Source organism: Nitratidesulfovibrio sp. 1201_IL3209 (assembly GCF_036763125.1).
GTDB lineage: Bacteria > Desulfobacterota > Desulfovibrionia > Desulfovibrionales > Desulfovibrionaceae > Cupidesulfovibrio.
Genome location: NZ_JBAIYT010000011.1, coordinates 70,694 through 87,157, shown reverse-complemented (window position 1 = coordinate 87,157; position 16,464 = coordinate 70,694). Strand labels below are relative to the sequence as shown.

Here is a 16,464-nt window from a genome sequence, read left to right as displayed (position 1 = left end):
GTTGTCCCGGACGGTTCCCGCAGTCCCGCGCGGCCGCCCGGCCACGCCCAACTCGCCCGACTGCGCTGTCTGGGCCTGTCTGGGGCCCATTGCGTGCCCGGCCCGCGTCGCGCCGTTCCTTCCGCGCCCACCGACACCCACAGGAGGCCCGCCCCGCATGACCTCGTCATTCCGCGCCACGTCGCCCCCTTCGCATCCCGGCTCCCCCGTCGCGTCCCCGCTGCCCGCCACCTGCCGCGCCCCCGCGCCCGCCGATGCGGCCGGGGTGCGCAATATCGTCATCATGGGCGCGGCCGGACGCGACTTCCACAACTTCAACGTGCTGCTGCGCGACGACCCGGCCGTGCACGTGGTGGCCTTCACCGCCGCCCAGATCCCGGATATCGACGGCCGCTGCTACCCCGCCGCGCTGGCCGGGCCGCGCCACCCGGACGGCGTGCCCATCCTGGCCGAACGCGAACTGGCAGCCCTGTGCCGCGACAACCACGTGCACGAGGTGATCTTTTCCTACAGCGACGTTTCGCACGAGGCGGTCATGCACGCCGCCTCGCTGGCCCTGGCCGCCGGGGCGGACTTCCGCCTGCTGTCGCCCGCCGCCACCATGCTGCGCGCGGACAAGCCGGTGGTGGCCGTCACCGCCGTGCGTACCGGCTGCGGCAAGTCGCCGGTCACCCGGCACCTGTGCGCGGCCTTTGTGGAGCGCGGCATCCGCCCGGTGGTGGTGCGCCACCCCATGCCCTACGGCGACCTTGCCAAACAAACGGTACAGCGCTTCGCCAGCCACGCGGACATGGACGCCGCCGACTGCACGGTGGAGGAACGCGAGGAATACGAACACCTGGTGGACGCGGGCATCACCGTGTTCGCCGGGGTGGACTACGCGCGCATCCTGGCGGCGGCGCAGGCCGAGGCCGACGTGCTGCTGTGGGACGGCGGCAACAACGACACACCCTTCTTCCGGCCGGACGTGCACCTGACCGTGCTCGACCCGCTGCGCGCCGGGCACGAACTGACCTACCACCCCGGCGAGACCAACCTGCGCATGTGCCACGTGGCGGTCATCAACAAGGTGGACACGGCCACGCCCGCGCAGGTGGCCACGGTGCGCGCCAACGTGGCCGCCGTGAACCCCGCCGCGCGGGTGCTGCTGGCTGATTCGGTGATCGAGGTGGACGACCCCGCCGCCATCCGCAAGTCGCGCGTGCTGCTGGTGGAGGACGGCCCCACCCTGACCCACGGCGGGCTGCCCTTCGGCGCGGCGCAGGCGGCGGCGGAAATGCACGACGCGGGCCGCATCGCCGACCCGCGCCCGTACGCCCACGGCTCGCTGAAGCAGGTATTCGAGAACTACCCCCACCTGGGCAAGGCCCTGCCCGCCATGGGCTACTCGCGCAAGCAGCTGGATGACCTGGAGGCCACCATCAACGCCACGCCGTGCGACCTGGTGCTGCTGGGCACGCCGGTGCGCCTGGACCGGCTGATCCGCATCGACCGGCCGTGGCTGCGGGTGCGCTACACCTACCGCGACAGGGCCGAAGCCGCCGCTGGCACGCAGCCGTCCCACGGGCTGGCGGAAACCGTGCTGGAACTGCTGGGCATGGAGTAGCGCAGGGATCAGCCCCACGAAGCCATGCCCCATGACAAAGGGGGACGCCGCAGATGCGACGTCCCCCTTTTGCGGCAGCACTGCGGCGAGGCGGCCTCAGTAATAGTGCTCCACCTCTTCCACGGTGGCCGTGGCCAGCGCTTCCTGCGCGGCCTTCTCGCGCTTGCGCTCGTCGCGCCGCTGTTCGCGGCGGCGTTGCGCCTCGCGGTTGCGGCGGTGCTGGGCGGGCGTTTCCAGCAGCAGTTCCGGCACGGGCACGGGCTTGCGGTCCGGCCCCATGGACACGAAGGTCAGGTAGGCCGAGGCGGCGTGGCGCGATTCGCCGGTGAGCAGGTTTTCCGCCTCCACCCGCACGCCCACCTCCAGCGAGGTGCCGCCCGCCAGGTTCACGCTGGCCTTCAGTTGCATCAGCTCGCCCACGTGCACCGGCGCGCGGAAGTCCATGCGGTCGATGGAGGCCGTCACCACGGCGGTGCGGCAGTGGCGCATGGCGGCCACGGCCCCGGCCAGGTCGATGTGTTTCAGGATGACCCCGCCGTGCACGTTGCCCGCGGGGTTGGCGTCCTCGGGCAGGGGGCGGTGGGTCATCACCACTTCGCTGTCTTGCACGCGCTTGGCGCTCATGCGGCTGGCTCCGGGCGGTGTGAGGGTGACGGAAACGCGGATGCGGGGGGCGCGCCGGACCTACCCGGCGAAGCTCACCCCGCCCTTGCCCAGCAGGTCGTGCAGGTGGACGAGGCCCACCAGGCGGTGCGCGTCGTCCACGATGGGCAGCACGGTAATGGCCTTCTGCTCCATGACGTCCAGCAGTTCGGCCACGGACTGGTCGCTGCGGGCGCTGCGCGGGTTGCGGGTCATGATGGCCGTCACCGGCGTGCGCGGGGCGTAGTCGCCCCGGATCACCGCGCGGCGCACGTCGCCGTCCGTAAGGATGCCCATCAGCCTGCCGCTGCCGTCCACCACGGCCACCGCGCCGAAGCCGCCCTTGTCCAGCACGCGCACGGCCTCTTCCTGGCCCACGTCGTCCTGGGTCACGGGGATGCCCGTGGTGTGCATCAACTCATGCACGCGCAGGCGCAGCCGCTGGCCCAGCGAACCGCCGGGGTGGTAGCGCAGGAAGTCATTTTCGGTGAACGATTTCCAATGGATGAGACACACGGCCAAGGCGTCGCCCAGGGCCAGCACCGCCGTGGTGGAGGCCGTGGGAGCCAGGTTGTGGGGGCACGCCTCGCGCGGGACGCCGGCATCCAGCACCACGTCGGCGGCGCGGCCCAGGGTGGACTGCGCCGCGCCGGTCATGGCGATGATGGAGGCGCCGATGGCCCGCAGGCTGGGCAGGATGGCGTTCAGTTCGTCCGTCTCGCCGGAGTTGGAGATGGCGATGACCACGTCCTCCGCCCGCAGGCTGCCCATGTCGCCGTGGGCGCCTTCCACCGGGTGCAGGAAGAACGCGGGCGTGCCGGTGGAGGAAAGGGTGGCCGCCAGCTTGCGGCCCACCAGGCCCGACTTGCCGAGCCCGGTGACCACCACGCGGCCCCGGCAGCCCGCCAGCAGCGCCAGCGCCGCCTCGAACGAGGGGCCGAGCCTGTCGCGCACGGCGGTAAGACCTTCGATTTCGATGTCGAGCACGTCACGCCCGAGGGGTATCCAGTCGGTGCGGCGCTGGCCGCAGGTGCAATCGCTCATGCCGTGGAAATCCTGTGGATGTTGCGGATATGCCGCGCTGGACGCGGCGTCCTTCTCTTCCCCCGAAACGCGGGGCGGGTCAACAGGTCGACCGCAAAACGGCTGGTCGAACACGGCCTTCGAGCGCCAGCAACGCAAAGGGGGCCTTTCGGCCCCCTGAGAATTCTTGGCGTGAACGGTCGAGGCAGGCTACACGCCTCTTCCATCTTGGTCAGTTGGCACTCTGAGGATTTTTGTTCTCTGCCAAGGAAGAATGCTTTTTTATGGAGGGAGTATACTCTTGGCGTATTCGACCGGAATAAAAAAGCATTCTGACGCAGGTAGAGGGCAAAAGGACCAGAGTGCCGACTGGCGCTAGTCCGTCACTTCCAAACACGCCCGGCTGCACCCGTTGCCCGCGCAGGGGATGGGGTAGTCGCCGTTGAAGCAGGCCAGGCAGTAGTTTTCGGGGTGCGACACCGAACGCAGCAGCCCGTCGATGGACAGGTAGTGCAACGAATCCAGCCCGATAAACCGCTCGATCTCGGCGATGGAGTGGTTGGCCGCGATCAGTTCGCCCTTGGACGAAAAGTCGATGCCGTAGAAGCAGGGATGCTTGATGGGCGGGCAGCTGACGCGGAAGTGCACCTCCGCCGCGCCCAGTTCGCGCAGCTTCTTCACGCGGGTGCGGATGGTGGTGCCACGCACGATGGAATCGTCCACGATGCAGATGCGCTTGCCCTTGATCATGCTCTTGACCGGGTTGATCTTCACCTGCACGCCGAAGTCGCGCATGTCCTGCGAGGGCTGGATGAACGTGCGGCCCACGTAGTGGTTGCGGATCATGGCGTGCTCGTACGGCAGGCCCGACTGCTGGGCGAAGCCCACCGCACAGTAGATGCCCGAATCGGGGAAGGGCATGATGAAGTCCACGTCCGGGGCCGATTCCAGGGCCAGCTGGCGTCCCATCTCCTTGCGGCACTGATACACGTCCTCGCCGAACACGATGGAGTCGGGCCGGGCGAAGTAGACCAGTTCGAAGATGCACTGGCGCGTGGGCGGCTTTTTGTCCTCGTCCACCAGACTGTAGCTTTTCACGTTGTTGCCTTCGATGACCAGCATTTCTCCGGGGTCCAGCGGGCGGATGAACTCCGCCTCCATCAGGTCGAAGGCGCAGGTTTCGGACGCCAGCACCGGCGAACCGGCCAGGCGGCCCAGGGCCAGCGGGCGCATGCCGTGCGGGTCGCGCAGGGCGATGAGCTTGTCGTTGGCGAGGATGATCAGCGAATACGCGCCCTGCACCCGCTTGCACGCGGCCATGACGGCTTCCTCGAAGGTCTTGCCGTTCATGTTGTGCGCGATGAGGTGCACGAACACCTCGCTGTCGATGGAGGTCTGGAAAATGGCCCCCTTGCGCTCCAGTTCGTCGCGCAGTTCCACGGTGTTGGTCAGGTTGCCGTTGTGCGCGATGGCGATTTCCATGCCCTTGAAGCGCACCAGGAACGGCTGGGCGTTGCGGATGAGCGAGGCCCCGGTGGTGGAATAGCGGATGTGGCCGACGGCGATGTTGCCCTTCAGCTCCTTGCCCAGGTGCCGCTCGTTGAACACGTCGGGCACCAGGCCCATGCCCCGGTGTTCGCGCAGCTTCTGGCCGTCCCAGGTGACGATGCCCGCGCTCTCCTGCCCGCGATGTTGCAGGGCGTACAGGCCGAAGTATGCCATGCGCGCCGCTTCGGCGTGGTTGTAGATGCCGAAGATGCCGCAGTAGTGCTTGATCATGCTATACCTCGATGCAAACAGTCCGTTGCGCGCCCATTGTGGTCATATGTCGTGGTCATCACGTGCGCCAGCCATGTGCCTGCCATGTGCCTGTCGCTCGCCACGTTGCGCGTGGCCCAAAGCGCGGGACCGGGCCTTGGCCCGGTCCCGTTGTCGCTCTTCTAGTTGGTTCCGTAGTATTCCTGCAAGCTCTTCACGTTCACCCCGCAGCAGCGGCTGGCCCGGATGGCCTGCGCGATGGCCTTGGCCCCGGATACGGTGGTGCTGTAGGGCACCCCGTACATCAGCGTGGCCTGCCGGATGGACTTGGAATCCTGCACGGTGCGCTTGCCCGAGGCGGTGTTGACCACCAGGGCGATTTCGCCGTTCTTGATGAAGTCCACGATGTTGGGCCGCCCCTCGTACACCTTGTGCACCGCCGTGGCGGGCACGCCGCCTTCGCGCAGCAGCTTGGCCGTGCCGCTGGTGGCCAGCACCTCGAAGCCGAGGTCGGCGTACATGCGGGCCACGTCCGTGATCAGCAGCTTGTCGCGGTCATTGACCGAGATGAAGATCTTGCCGCCCTCGGGCAGGCGCTGCCCGCCGGCAAGCTGGCCCTTCAGATAGGCTTCCTCGAAGCTGGAGGCAATACCCATCACCTCGCCCGTGGACCGCATTTCGGGGCCGAGCAGGATGTCCACCCCCGGGAAGCGGTTGAACGGGAACACCGATTCCTTCACCGAAAAGTAGCCGGTGCGGCGCATGGACCACGGGTCCAGTTCCTTCAGCGTGGCCCCCAGCATGATCTGGGTGGCCAGGCGCGGCAGGGGCACGGCGGTGGCTTTCGACACGAAGGGCGCGGTGCGCGAGGCGCGCGGGTTCACTTCAAGGATGTAGATCAGCCCGTCCTTGACCGCGAACTGGATGTTCATCAGGCCCACCACGCGCAGCTCGCGCGCCAGTTCCACGGTCTGCCGGGCGATCTCGTTGACGATGGCCTCGGGCAGGGTGTGCGGCGGAATGACGCAGGCGGAGTCGCCGGAGTGGATGCCCGCCTCCTCGATGTGCTCCATGATGCCCGCCACGTACACGTCGGTGCCGTCGGACAGGGCGTCCACGTCCACTTCGGTGGCGCTTTCCAGGAACTTGTCGATGAGGATGGGGTGCTTGGGCTTCTCGCCCACCGAGGTGGCGAAGTATTCGGCAAGCTGTTCGTCGTCGTACACGATCTCCATGGCCCGGCCGCCCAGCACGTAGCTGGGCCGGACCACCACGGGAAAGCCGATGCGCCCGGCTGCGCAACGCGCCTCGGGCAGGGACATGACCGTGGCGTTGGCGGGCTGGCGCAGGCCCAGCTTCTGCAACAGGGCCTGGAAGCGCTCGCGGTCCTCGGCGCGGTCGATGGAGTCGGGCGAGGTGCCCAGGATGGGCACGCCCGCGCGCATCAGCGGCACGGCCAGGTTCAGCGGGGTCTGCCCGCCGAACTGCACGACGACCCCGTCGGGCCGCTCTTCCTCGATGATGTTCATGACATCCTCGTAGGTCAGCGGCTCGAAGTACAGGCGGTCGGAGGTGTCGTAGTCGGTGGAGACCGTTTCCGGATTCGAGTTGACCATGATGGCCTGCACGCCCATTTCCTTCAGCGCGAACGAGGCGTGGCAGCAGCAGTAGTCGAACTCGATGCCCTGGCCGATGCGGTTGGGCCCGCCGCCCAGGATGATGACCTTCTTGCGGGCGTCGGGCGTCACCTCGCGGCCGGTCTCGTAGGTGGAGTAGTAGTAGGGGGTGTACGCCTCGAACTCGCTGGCGCAGGTGTCCACCAGGTAGTAGGTGGGCGCGATGCCCATCTGGGTGCGCAGGGTGCGCACGTCCGATTCGGGGCGCTTCCACATTTCGGCCAGCTGCCGGTCGGAGAAGCCGTATTCCTTGGCGCGGCGCATCAGGGCCACCAGTTCCGCGTTGTCCACGGTCATGGCGTTGCCCAGGGCGAAGTCGCGCAGTTCGGCCTCCATGTCCACCAGGTCCTTCATCTGGCGCAAAAACCACGGGTCGATGGCGGTGGCCTCGTGGATTTCCTCCACGGTCATGCCGTCGAGCATGGCGTGGCGCACGTAGAAGATGCGGCGCGAGTTGGGCGTGCGCAGCTTGCGCATGATGTCCTCGCGCTCCGGCCCCTTGCAGCGGAAGGCGGAGCCGAGGCCGGGCGCGCCCACTTCCAGCGAGCGCAGGCCCTTCTGCAGCGATTCCTTGAAGGTGCGGCCGATGGACATGGCCTCGCCCACGCTCTTCATGGAGGTGGTCAGTTCGTCGCGCGCGCCGGGGAACTTCTCGAAGGTGAAGCGCGGAATCTTGGTCACGCAGTAGTCGATGGACGGCTCGAAGCTGGCCATGGTCTCGCGGGTGATGTCGTTGGGAATCTCGTCCAGCGTGTAGCCCACGGCCAGCTTGGCCGCGATCTTGGCGATGGGGAACCCGGTGGCCTTGGAGGCCAGCGCGGACGAACGCGACACGCGGGGGTTCATCTCGATGACCACCATGTCGCCGTTCTGCGGATCGATGCCGAACTGCACGTTGGAGCCGCCCGTTTCCACGCCGATCTCGCGCATGATGGCGATGGAGGCGTCGCGCATCATCTGGTACTCGACGTCGGTCAGGGTCTGGGCCGGGGCCACGGTGATGGAGTCGCCCGTGTGCACGCCCATGGGGTCGAAGTTTTCGATGGAACAGATGATGACGCAGTTGTCGGCCTTGTCGCGCATCACCTCCATCTCGAATTCCTTCCAGCCCAGCACCGACTGCTCGATCATCACCTCGTGCTTGATGGAGGCGGCGAGCCCGCGCGCGGCGATCTCTTCCAGGTCCTCCATGTTGTAGGCGATGCCGCCGCCGGTGCCGCCCATGGTGAAGGCGGGGCGGATGATCAGCGGGAAGGGCATTTCCGCGCCCAGGCGGCGCACGTCTTCCATGGTGCGGGCAATGCCGCTGGCGGGCACCTTCAGGCCGATGTTGGCCATGGCCTCGCGGAACAGTTCGCGGCTTTCCGCCTTTTCGATGACCTGCTTGTTGGCCCCGATGAGTTCCACGCCGCATTCGTCCAGCACGCCCATGGCGGCGAGGGCCAGCGCCGTGTTCAGGCCGGTCTGGCCGCCCAGGGTGGGCAGCAGCGCGTCGGGCCGCTCCTTGCGGATGATGGCGGCCACCGTCTCGGGCTCGATGGGCTCGATGTAGGTGCGGTCGGCAAGACCGGGGTCGGTCATGATGGTGGCGGGGTTGGAGTTGACCAGCACCACCTCGTAGCCTTCTTCCTTCAGGGCCTTCACGGCCTGCGTGCCGGAATAGTCGAATTCGCACGCCTGCCCGATGACGATCGGGCCGGAACCGATGACCATGATCCGCTTCAAATCGGTGCGTTTGGGCATTGGACTCTGTCTGGTAACAGGGTTGCCCCGCAGGGGCGGGAAAGAAGAGGGCTGCCGGGACAAAGGCGGGGGGAGTGTGCGGGGCGTTCCGGCGCGGCGAGGCGCGGGGGAACGGCCATCCACCCGCGATTGTTGCGGAACACGCGGGCATGAGCCCACGCGCCGTCAGCAATCCGGCTCTTATATCGCGCGCCCCGGCGCTTGGCAAGACGCGCGCGGGGTGGCGGAGAGGCCGGAAATCCGCTTTTTGACATTGATGGGAAACGGCAGCGCGAAAATCCCCCCGGCACCCCGCTGCCGCCCGGTTATCGCCCGGTCATCACCTACTCGGCCCCGCCGCCCCTTGCGCCCCACTGCCCGCCAATGCTACCGCATTGCCTTCACGGGGCCCCCGATCGATACCGGACAACGCCGGACGACGCCGGGCGTTTGCGGACCTTTCCGGACGCCACGGGCGGCGCGGGCTGGGCGGACAAGACGGGCAACACGGCTCCGGCGGGGGTTTTCCGAATTTGTCACAACCGTCGCACCCAGAACACGAGGGACAGGAACATGCTCGCGATCCTCGACTACAAGGCAGGCAACCAGACCAGCGTGCGCCGTGCGCTGGACCACCTGGGCATTCCCTGCGTCATCACGGCGGACCCGGCGGTCATCGCCGGGGCGCACGGGGTGATCTTTCCGGGCGTGGGCGCGGCCGGGCAGGCCATGAACGAACTGGTCTCCACCGGCCTGGACAAGGTGCTGAAGGACCAGGTGCAGGCGGGCAAGCCGCTGCTGGGCATCTGCGTGGGCTGCCAGATCATGCTGGACTACAGCCAGGAAAACGACACCAGGGCCCTGGGCATCGTGCCCGGCGAATGCCGCCTGTTCAACGCCGCATGGACGGAAGAGGACGGCACCCCCATCCGCGTGCCGCACATGGGCTGGAACCGCATCGTCCAGAAGCGCCCCTGCGAACTGCTGAAGGGCATCGAGCCGGAAGCGGAATTCTACTTCGTGCACAGCTACTACCCCGCCCCGCCGGACGAGTACGTCATCGCCACGTGCACCTACGGCGAGGAATTCTGCGCCGTCCACGGCGGCCCCGGCCTGTGGGCCGTGCAGTTCCACCCGGAAAAGAGCGGCCGCCCCGGCCTTGCCTTGCTGCGCAACTTCCACGCCTACTGCAAGGAGGCCAGCCGTGCTTAGCAAGCGCATCATCCCCTGCCTGGACGTCCGCAACGGCCGCCTGACCAAGGGCGTGAAGTTCGAGGGCAACGTGGACATCGGCGACCCGGTGGAAACCGCCCGCCGCTACTACGAACAGGGCGCGGACGAAATCGTGTTCTACGACATCACCGCCTCGCACGAGGACCGGGGCATCTTCCTCGACGTGGTCGAGCGGGTGGCCTCGGCGATCTTCATCCCCTTCTCGGTGGGCGGCGGCATCAACACCGTAGAAGACATGCGGGCCGTGCTGGTGGCCGGGGCCGAGAAGGTCTCCGTGAACTCCGGCGCGGTGAAGAACCCGGACATCATCAGCCGGGGCGCGGCGGCCTTCGGGTCGCAGGCCATCGTGGTGGGCATGGATGTGAAGCAGGTGGAGAAGTCCGGGGCCATCCCCTCCGGCTACGAGATCGTCATCCACGGCGGCCGCAAGTACATGGGCATGGACGCCATCGAATGGGCCAGAACCTGCGAGGCGCTGGGGGCCGGGGAGTTGTGCGTCAACTCCATCGACGCCGACGGCACCAAGGACGGCTACGAACTGACCCTGACCCGGATGATTTCCGACGCGGTGACCATTCCGGTCATCGCCTCGGGCGGGGCGGGCAGCCCGGCGCACATGTACGACGCGCTCACGAAAGGCGGGGCGTCCGCCGCGCTGATCGCCTCCATCGTGCACTACGGGCAGTACACCATCCCGGACCTGAAGCGGCAGATTTCGGGGATGGGGGCGAAGCTGCGGATGGTGTGGTAGCCCCGGCCTCCGGAAACACCGCGCCACACCTGCACAAGGATACCCGCATGTCCAACCCCGGCTATCGCGTCAAGAACACCATCACCCGGCCCGACGCCGCCCTTGTGGAAGCCTTCCGTGGCATCCCCGTGTCCAACATCGGCGACGCCATGAACCGCATGGCCTGCATGCATGCGCGCATCCGGCCCATGAACCGCGCCCCCCTGCTGGGCACCGCGCTGACGGTGCGGGTGCGCGTGGGCGACAACCTGCTGTTCAACAAGGCCATGGACATGGCCCGGCCCGGCGACGTGCTGGTGGTGAACGCCCACGACGAGCCGTTCTACTCCATCGTGGGCGGGCAGATGACCACGTGGATGAAGCGGCGCGGCCTGGCCGGGCTGGTGGTGGACGGCTGCATCCGCGATGCCGAGGAGATAGAGGCCATGGACTTTCCGGTGTACGCCACCGGCATTTCGCCCAACGGCCCGGTGAAGGAAGGCGGCGGCGAGGTGAACTTTCCCATCGCCTGCGGCGGGCTGGTGGTGAACCCCGGCGACATCGTGGCGGGCGACCGCGACGGCATCGTCGTCGTAAGCCCGGCCGACGCCCCGGCGGTGCTGGAAAAGGCCCGCGCCCTGACGGAGAAGGAGGCGCGCGTCATGGCCGCCATCGCGGACGGCACCTGGGACCGTACCTGGGTGGACGAGATGTTGCGGGCCAAGGGGTGCGAGTTCGTGGAGTAGGTGGCGTCGCCACAAGGGGCGCGCCCCTACCCCGCCCGAAAACCCCGCTCTTGCCGCCGGGCTTGAAGACCAGACGGCAGTCGCGCCGTGCATCCGCATTGACATCACACCAAGTGTGACATATATTTCCATCGCTCGGCATGCCCCGCCCTTCCTCACGCAAGGAACGCATGAAAGTCTACACGAATACCTGGTTCGCCCGTTTCGCCGGTGCACAGGCCATCACCGGCGCGGCCCTGCATGATGCGGTGGCGGACATGGACGCCGGGCGGTTCGACGCGGACCTCGGCGGGGGCGTATACAAGCAGCGGGTGGCCCGGCCGGGAGAAGGAAAATCCGGGGGCTATCGGGTCATCGTCTGTTTTCGACGGGAAGAACGGGCCTTTTTCGTCTACGGGTTTCCCAAATCGAAGCGCGGAAACATCACGACAAAGGAACGCGACAGCCTCAGGAAGCTGGCAAAAATACTTCTGTCCATGAATGACGCACAGTTGGAGGCGGAAGTCAGGGCCGGAACCTTTCTGGAAGTCCTTCGCGAGGAGTAGACCATGGCAAAGACATACAAGAGCGACGTGCTGGCGGCGGTTCACGAAACCGCGGAAGCGCTCCACGCGCACGGCGTGATCGACAAGGTCACCATGAAGGAGTTCGACGCTTCCTGCCTCGCGCCCGTGGACGGCATCACCCCGGAGGAAATCCGGAACATACGCGAACGGGCCCGGCTTTCGCAGCCCGTGTTCGCCCGGTATCTGAACGTCTCCAAGAACCTGGTCTCCGACTGGGAGCGCGGGGTGAAGAAACCGGGCGGCCCGGCCTTACGGCTGCTGGCCATCGTCAAGCACAAAGGGCTTGACGCGGTGATGCTGTAGCAACGAGGTTCACGGAGCACGCCGCGACGTTCCCTACCCACTCCCCGGCCCCTACCCCGCCCGGAACACCCCGCTCTTGCCGCCGGACTTGAACACCAGGCGGCAGTCGCGCAGCACGATGTCCTTCTGCACGGCCTTGCACATGTCGTAGATGGTCAGCGCGGCCACCTGCGCGGCGGTCATGGCTTCCATTTCCACGCCGGTCTGGCCGGTGGTGCGCACTTCCGCCTCCAGTTCGATGGAGGGGGGCGCGTCCACCACGGCAAAGCGCACGTCGGCGTAGCTGATGGCCAGCGGGTGGCACATGGGGATCAGTTCCGCCGTGCGCTTGGCGGCCATGATGCCCGCGATCTTGGCGGTGGTCAGCACGTCGCCCTTGGGCAGGGCGCGGCGCTTGAGCAGGTCCAGGGTATCGGCATTCACCTCCACCACGGCCCGCACGATGGCGATGCGCTGGGTGGGGGCTTTCGCGCCCACGTCCACCATGGTCACGCTGCCGTCCCCGGTCATGTGGCTGAAGGCCGCCTCTTCCCCGCCGGGCGTGGACAGGGCCTGGCCCATGCCCCCGGTGCATTCCAGCGCGGAGGGCGCGCCGCACCCGCAACCGCACCCGGTGTTGGGCAGGTCGGGACCTTCTTCGTCATAGTCGAGGGGATCGGGCATATCGTCGAGCCGGACGTCGGATGCGGGCGCATCGCCGCCGGGCGCTTTGGGTGTATCGGAAGACATGGGGCAACCTCCTGCCGGACGTGAAACAGGCCAGACGGATGGCCCCGGCGCGGCCCCGCGCCGACGATTCCATCCTTCTTGGCTGTAGCGCAAAACAGGACGGACGCCAATGCGGCGTCCCCCGGGCCGGGGTGGCGGGCGCACCTCGGAGGGGAGGGTGAGGGAGGAGGGCTGTTTCAGGCCACACATCTTTCCTAATTTTCCACGTCCCTGGGCACCAGCCGCATCCCCCTGCGGCACAGGGTCAGGATGTCGTCGGCGGGCAGGGGCCGGGCAAGGCAGTAGCCCTGCAAATAATCCACGCCCATGCCGCGCAGGGCGGAAAGCTGGGCCGCCGTCTCCACCCCCTCGGCCACCGTGGCCAGGCGCAGGCTGCGGGCCAGGCCCAGGATGGTCTCCACGATTTCCAGGCTGCCGCCCTCGTCCAGCAGTTCCTGCACGAAGGTGCGGTCTATCTTCAGGGCGTGGATGGGCATGCGCGCAAGATACTGCAACGACGAATACCCGGTGCCGAAGTCGTCCAGCGAGACGCGCACCCCAAGGTCGCGCAGGGTGCACAGCATGGCGTTGCCGCGCTCGTAGTTCTGCATCAGCGAGGTTTCGGTGATCTCCACTTCCAGCGCGTCCGGGGGCACGTCGTAGGCGTTCAGGCACGCGGCGATATGGCTGATGGTCTCGTCGCTGTTCAGGCAGCGGGACGAGATGTTCACCGACACCGGCAGGGTCAATCCCTCCAGCCGCCACGCGGCGTGCTGGGCGCAGGCCATTTCCACCACCAGCCGGGTTATCTCGCGGATGGAGTTGGAGCTTTCCGCCACGGGGATGAACACCGACGGCGGGGCCACCACCGCGCCGTCGCGCTCCCAGCGCAAGAGCGCCTCCACCTTGCGCACCCGCAGGGCGCGCGCGTCGGCGATGGGCTGGTACACCAGCCGGAACTCGCGCCCGGCGATGGCCGCCTTGATGTCCTGGTCCATGCGGTAGCGCCGGGTGAATTCCAGGCACTGCTCCTCGCAGAACACGGCGATGGCGTTCTTGCCCATGTCCTTGGCGCGGTACATGGCGATGTCCGCGCGCGACAGCAGTTCGTTGGCCGTCTCGCCGTCGTCGGGATACACCGACACGCCGAAGCTGGCCGTGACCGAAAAGCCCATGCCGCCGTACTCGAACGGTTCGGCAAAGGTTTCGAACAGCCGCCGCATGATGCCGTCCAGGTGGGTCTTCTCGGTGATGCCGCCCACCGCCGCCACGAATTCGTCGCCGCCCAGCCGCCCCAGGATATCGCCGGGCCGCAGGGCCGCGCGCAGCCGCCGGGCCACGTCGCACAGCAGCTGGTCGCCGGTGGCGTGGTCGTACGAATCGTTGATGAACTTGAAGCCGTCCATGTCGATGAACACCACGGCCAGTTTGTGGCCGCGCGCCGAAGCCCTGGCGATGGACTCGCGCAGCAGTTCGAAGATATGCTTGCGATTGGGCAGGCCGGTCAGGTCGTCGTGGTTGGCCTGGTAGGTGATCTGCGCTTCCTTCTGCTTGATGTCGGTGATATCCGAGAACACCCCCACGCAGTTCAGGATCACCCCGGCCTCGTCGCGGATGGACACCAGGCTCAGCCACTGCGGAATCTGCCAGCCGTCGCGGTGCGGCCCGCGCGTCTCGCCGATCCACGAACCGTGCTCCAGCATTTCGTCCCACACGCTGCGCGTGCCGCCCACCGGCACCATGCCCAGGGCCGGGGACAGCCGCCCCGCCATGGACTGCGCGTCCACGCCGGTGATGCGCTCGAAGGCCGGGTTCACGGCCACCACCATGCCCGAGCCGTCGGTGATGAAGATGCCCTCCACCGCGTGGGTGAACACCTCGCCCATCAGGTGCAGCCTGGCGTTGGCGTCGCACAGTTGGGCGGTGCGCTCGCGCACGCGGCGCTCCAGTTCGCGGTGGGCCTCGTTCAGTTCGCGCTGCGAGGCCTCCAGCAGGTCGAGCATGCCGTTAAAGGAATTGGCCAGCCCTTCCAGTTCGTCGCCGGTGTCGATCCGGATGCGCTGGCCCATGTTGCCGGGGCCGATGGAACGCACCCAGCCCGACAGGCGCAGCACCGTGCGGGTCACCGTGCGCGACAGCAGCAGCGCGGTGGCCAGGGCCACCAGCAGGGCCATGACCGTCAGCGCGCCGATGTGCCACCACGCGGCGCGCTGCTCCGCCCGGTAGCCGTCCAGGGCAAGGCCCACGGCCACCGTGCAGATGGAAATGCCCGCCCGCTCCACGGGCAGCACGTGATGGTACACCTCCGGTTCGGCGGCCTCGGCGGGGCGGACGGCGTCCGCCTCCTCCGTCACCGGGGGCAACCCCCGGCGGAAACCGCCGACTTGTGTCGGCGGCACCGGCTGCACGGCGCTGCCGGCCGGCCGGAACACCCAGCCGCCGCGGCGGAACACCAGGGCCGAGCCGTCCGCCCGGGTGACCACGATGTATTCCAGCCCCGGCTGCCGCCGGAGCACGCCGGTGCAGTGGTCCACCAGCGCGGCGTAGTCTTCCGCGGCCAGGGCGGTGGCGGCCACCTCGGCCACCGACGAGGCCAGCTTGTCGGCCTGCGATTCCATGCCCCGGCGCAGCACCCCCTGCTGATAGGGGATGATCATGCCCAGAATGGCCGCGATGATGGCCAGCCCGGCCACGAAGGCCAGCCCGCCCGCCTTGAGGGCGATGCCGAACCCAGAACGGGGGCGGCGCGGACGGGGAGCCACGTGAAGGGCCGGGTCAGGGACAGGACGGGGGGCGGCGCCGTCGGCCTGCACGCCGGGGGCGTCGGCCGCCGCGATGACGGGTGGGGGCGTGCTCATGGTTCCACCAGGCGGCGCGCGGGTTCGATGGCCTCGGGCCGGAACGGCGCGATGCCGTCCAGTTGCAGCAGAAGCAGCATCTGCCTGCCCCACGGGTTGTCCGAAAGGCCCAGCCCCAGTTCCGCATAGCGCGGCGCCAGCGAAGGATCCACGGACGGCGCGAGGCACATCACGAAATCTATGAGCGGCGGCGAAACGGCCACGCGCTCCACCTGCGCCTCGATCTGGGGGTTCAGTTCGGCCATGATGCGCAGCGACCGCTCGGTGACGACGCAGGCCGGGGCCTGGCCGAAAAAGACGGGCAACAGCACGCGCGAGGGCTGCACCTCGTACGTCATGGACGCGAAATGCCGGGCCGCCGGGGGCAGCCCCTGGTCGCGCAGCAGGCGTTCCACCCAGCGCGCGGGCAGGCTTTCCTGTCCCAGGGACATGGCCTGCACCAGCAGGCGCGCCCCGCGCAACTGCCCGATGCTGGTGACGCCCGACCCCCTGGGCACCACCAGCACGTAGCGTTCGCCGAATTCTCCGTCGGTGACGGGCACGCCGAAGGGCTTCAGGTCCATCTCGCGCGAGAGCAGCAGGTAGTCCACGGTGGGCAGGTGCACCACGTCCAGTTGGCCGGACAGCAGCGCCGCGCGGATTTCGCCCCGCGAGGCAAAGGCGGACAGGCGCACGCCAAGGCCACGCTCCGTCTCCACGTAGCGGCGCGCCCACATCTGCACGGCCAGGGCCACGTCCTTGCGGTCCACGCCGGGCAGGAAATATTCCACGTAGCCAAGGCGCAGTTCCGCCGGGGCGGCGTGCGCGGGCGCGGCGGGGGCCACGGCGCACAGCAGCATCAGCAGTGCCGCCAGACACGGCAGCGCGCTGCCGTATCCGCCATATCGGTCAGC

The 16,464-nt window shown here is 67.9% G+C and carries 13 protein-coding genes; 6 read left to right on the top strand and 7 right to left on the bottom strand.

The features are described 5' to 3' along the window. Positions 1–157 precede the first annotated feature (157 nt). Positions 158–1,606 carry a cyclic 2,3-diphosphoglycerate synthase gene (locus tag V6B97_RS07490; RefSeq protein ID WP_333505876.1) on the top strand — a complete coding sequence of 483 codons (1,449 nt, stop codon included), beginning with the start codon at positions 158–160 and terminating at the stop codon, positions 1,604–1,606. A 96-nt stretch (positions 1,607–1,702) separates the two neighbouring features. Here V6B97_RS07490 and V6B97_RS07485 read toward each other — a convergent pair whose 3' ends face one another. The 4 genes from V6B97_RS07485 to carB all read right to left on the bottom strand — a co-directional run bounded on the left by V6B97_RS07485 (position 1,703) and on the right by carB (position 8,448). Continuing rightward, positions 1,703–2,230, bottom strand: a complete 528-nt coding sequence (locus V6B97_RS07485; protein WP_012613416.1) for an acyl-CoA thioesterase — start codon at positions 2,228–2,230, stop codon at positions 1,703–1,705. Positions 2,231–2,290: 60 nt separating this feature from the next. Further along, positions 2,291–3,292 carry a KpsF/GutQ family sugar-phosphate isomerase gene (locus tag V6B97_RS07480; RefSeq protein ID WP_333505875.1) on the bottom strand — a complete coding sequence of 334 codons (1,002 nt, stop codon included), beginning with the start codon at positions 3,290–3,292 and terminating at the stop codon, positions 2,291–2,293. A gap of 354 nt (positions 3,293–3,646) precedes the next feature. Further along, positions 3,647–5,050, bottom strand: a complete 1,404-nt coding sequence (gene purF, locus V6B97_RS07475) for an amidophosphoribosyltransferase (protein ID WP_333505874.1) — start codon at positions 5,048–5,050, stop codon at positions 3,647–3,649. Between the two features lie 161 nt (positions 5,051–5,211). Continuing rightward, on the bottom strand, positions 5,212–8,448 hold the full coding sequence (gene carB, locus V6B97_RS07470) for a carbamoyl-phosphate synthase large subunit (RefSeq protein ID WP_333505873.1): 3,237 nt from the start codon (positions 8,446–8,448) through the stop codon (positions 5,212–5,214). A 552-nt stretch (positions 8,449–9,000) separates the two neighbouring features. Here carB and hisH point away from each other — a divergent pair. The 5 genes from hisH to V6B97_RS07445 all read left to right on the top strand — a co-directional run bounded on the left by hisH (position 9,001) and on the right by V6B97_RS07445 (position 12,005). Next, positions 9,001–9,639 (top strand): imidazole glycerol phosphate synthase subunit HisH, encoded by a 639-nt coding sequence (gene hisH / locus V6B97_RS07465; RefSeq protein WP_333505872.1) that lies wholly within the window; start codon positions 9,001–9,003, stop codon positions 9,637–9,639. Continuing rightward, a complete protein-coding gene (gene hisF / locus V6B97_RS07460; RefSeq protein WP_333505871.1) occupies positions 9,632–10,411 on the top strand; it encodes an imidazole glycerol phosphate synthase subunit HisF in 780 nt (259 codons plus the stop codon). Before hisH ends, hisF begins: the two co-directional genes overlap by 8 nt. Positions 10,412–10,458: 47 nt before the next feature. Then, the gene (locus V6B97_RS07455) at positions 10,459–11,136 is read left to right on the top strand and encodes an RraA family protein (RefSeq protein ID WP_333505870.1); all 678 of its coding nucleotides are present in this window, start codon (positions 10,459–10,461) and stop codon (positions 11,134–11,136) included. A gap of 170 nt (positions 11,137–11,306) precedes the next feature. Then, the gene (locus V6B97_RS07450; RefSeq protein ID WP_333505869.1) at positions 11,307–11,681 is read left to right on the top strand and encodes a type II toxin-antitoxin system RelE/ParE family toxin; all 375 of its coding nucleotides are present in this window, start codon (positions 11,307–11,309) and stop codon (positions 11,679–11,681) included. A gap of 3 nt (positions 11,682–11,684) precedes the next feature. Further along, positions 11,685–12,005 carry a helix-turn-helix domain-containing protein gene (locus V6B97_RS07445; protein WP_333505867.1) on the top strand — a complete coding sequence of 107 codons (321 nt, stop codon included), beginning with the start codon at positions 11,685–11,687 and terminating at the stop codon, positions 12,003–12,005. A gap of 51 nt (positions 12,006–12,056) precedes the next feature. Here V6B97_RS07445 and moaC read toward each other — a convergent pair whose 3' ends face one another. The 3 genes from moaC to V6B97_RS07430 all read right to left on the bottom strand — a co-directional run bounded on the left by moaC (position 12,057) and on the right by V6B97_RS07430 (position 16,410). Beyond that, on the bottom strand, positions 12,057–12,734 hold the full coding sequence (gene moaC, locus V6B97_RS07440) for a cyclic pyranopterin monophosphate synthase MoaC (RefSeq protein ID WP_333505866.1): 678 nt from the start codon (positions 12,732–12,734) through the stop codon (positions 12,057–12,059). A 194-nt stretch (positions 12,735–12,928) separates the two neighbouring features. Beyond that, positions 12,929–15,571 (bottom strand): putative bifunctional diguanylate cyclase/phosphodiesterase, encoded by a 2,643-nt coding sequence (locus V6B97_RS07435; RefSeq protein WP_333505865.1) that lies wholly within the window; start codon positions 15,569–15,571, stop codon positions 12,929–12,931. Further along, on the bottom strand, positions 15,568–16,410 hold the full coding sequence (locus tag V6B97_RS07430) for a phosphate/phosphite/phosphonate ABC transporter substrate-binding protein (RefSeq protein ID WP_333505864.1): 843 nt from the start codon (positions 16,408–16,410) through the stop codon (positions 15,568–15,570). Before V6B97_RS07430 ends, V6B97_RS07435 begins: the two co-directional genes overlap by 4 nt. Positions 16,411–16,464 lie beyond the last annotated feature (54 nt).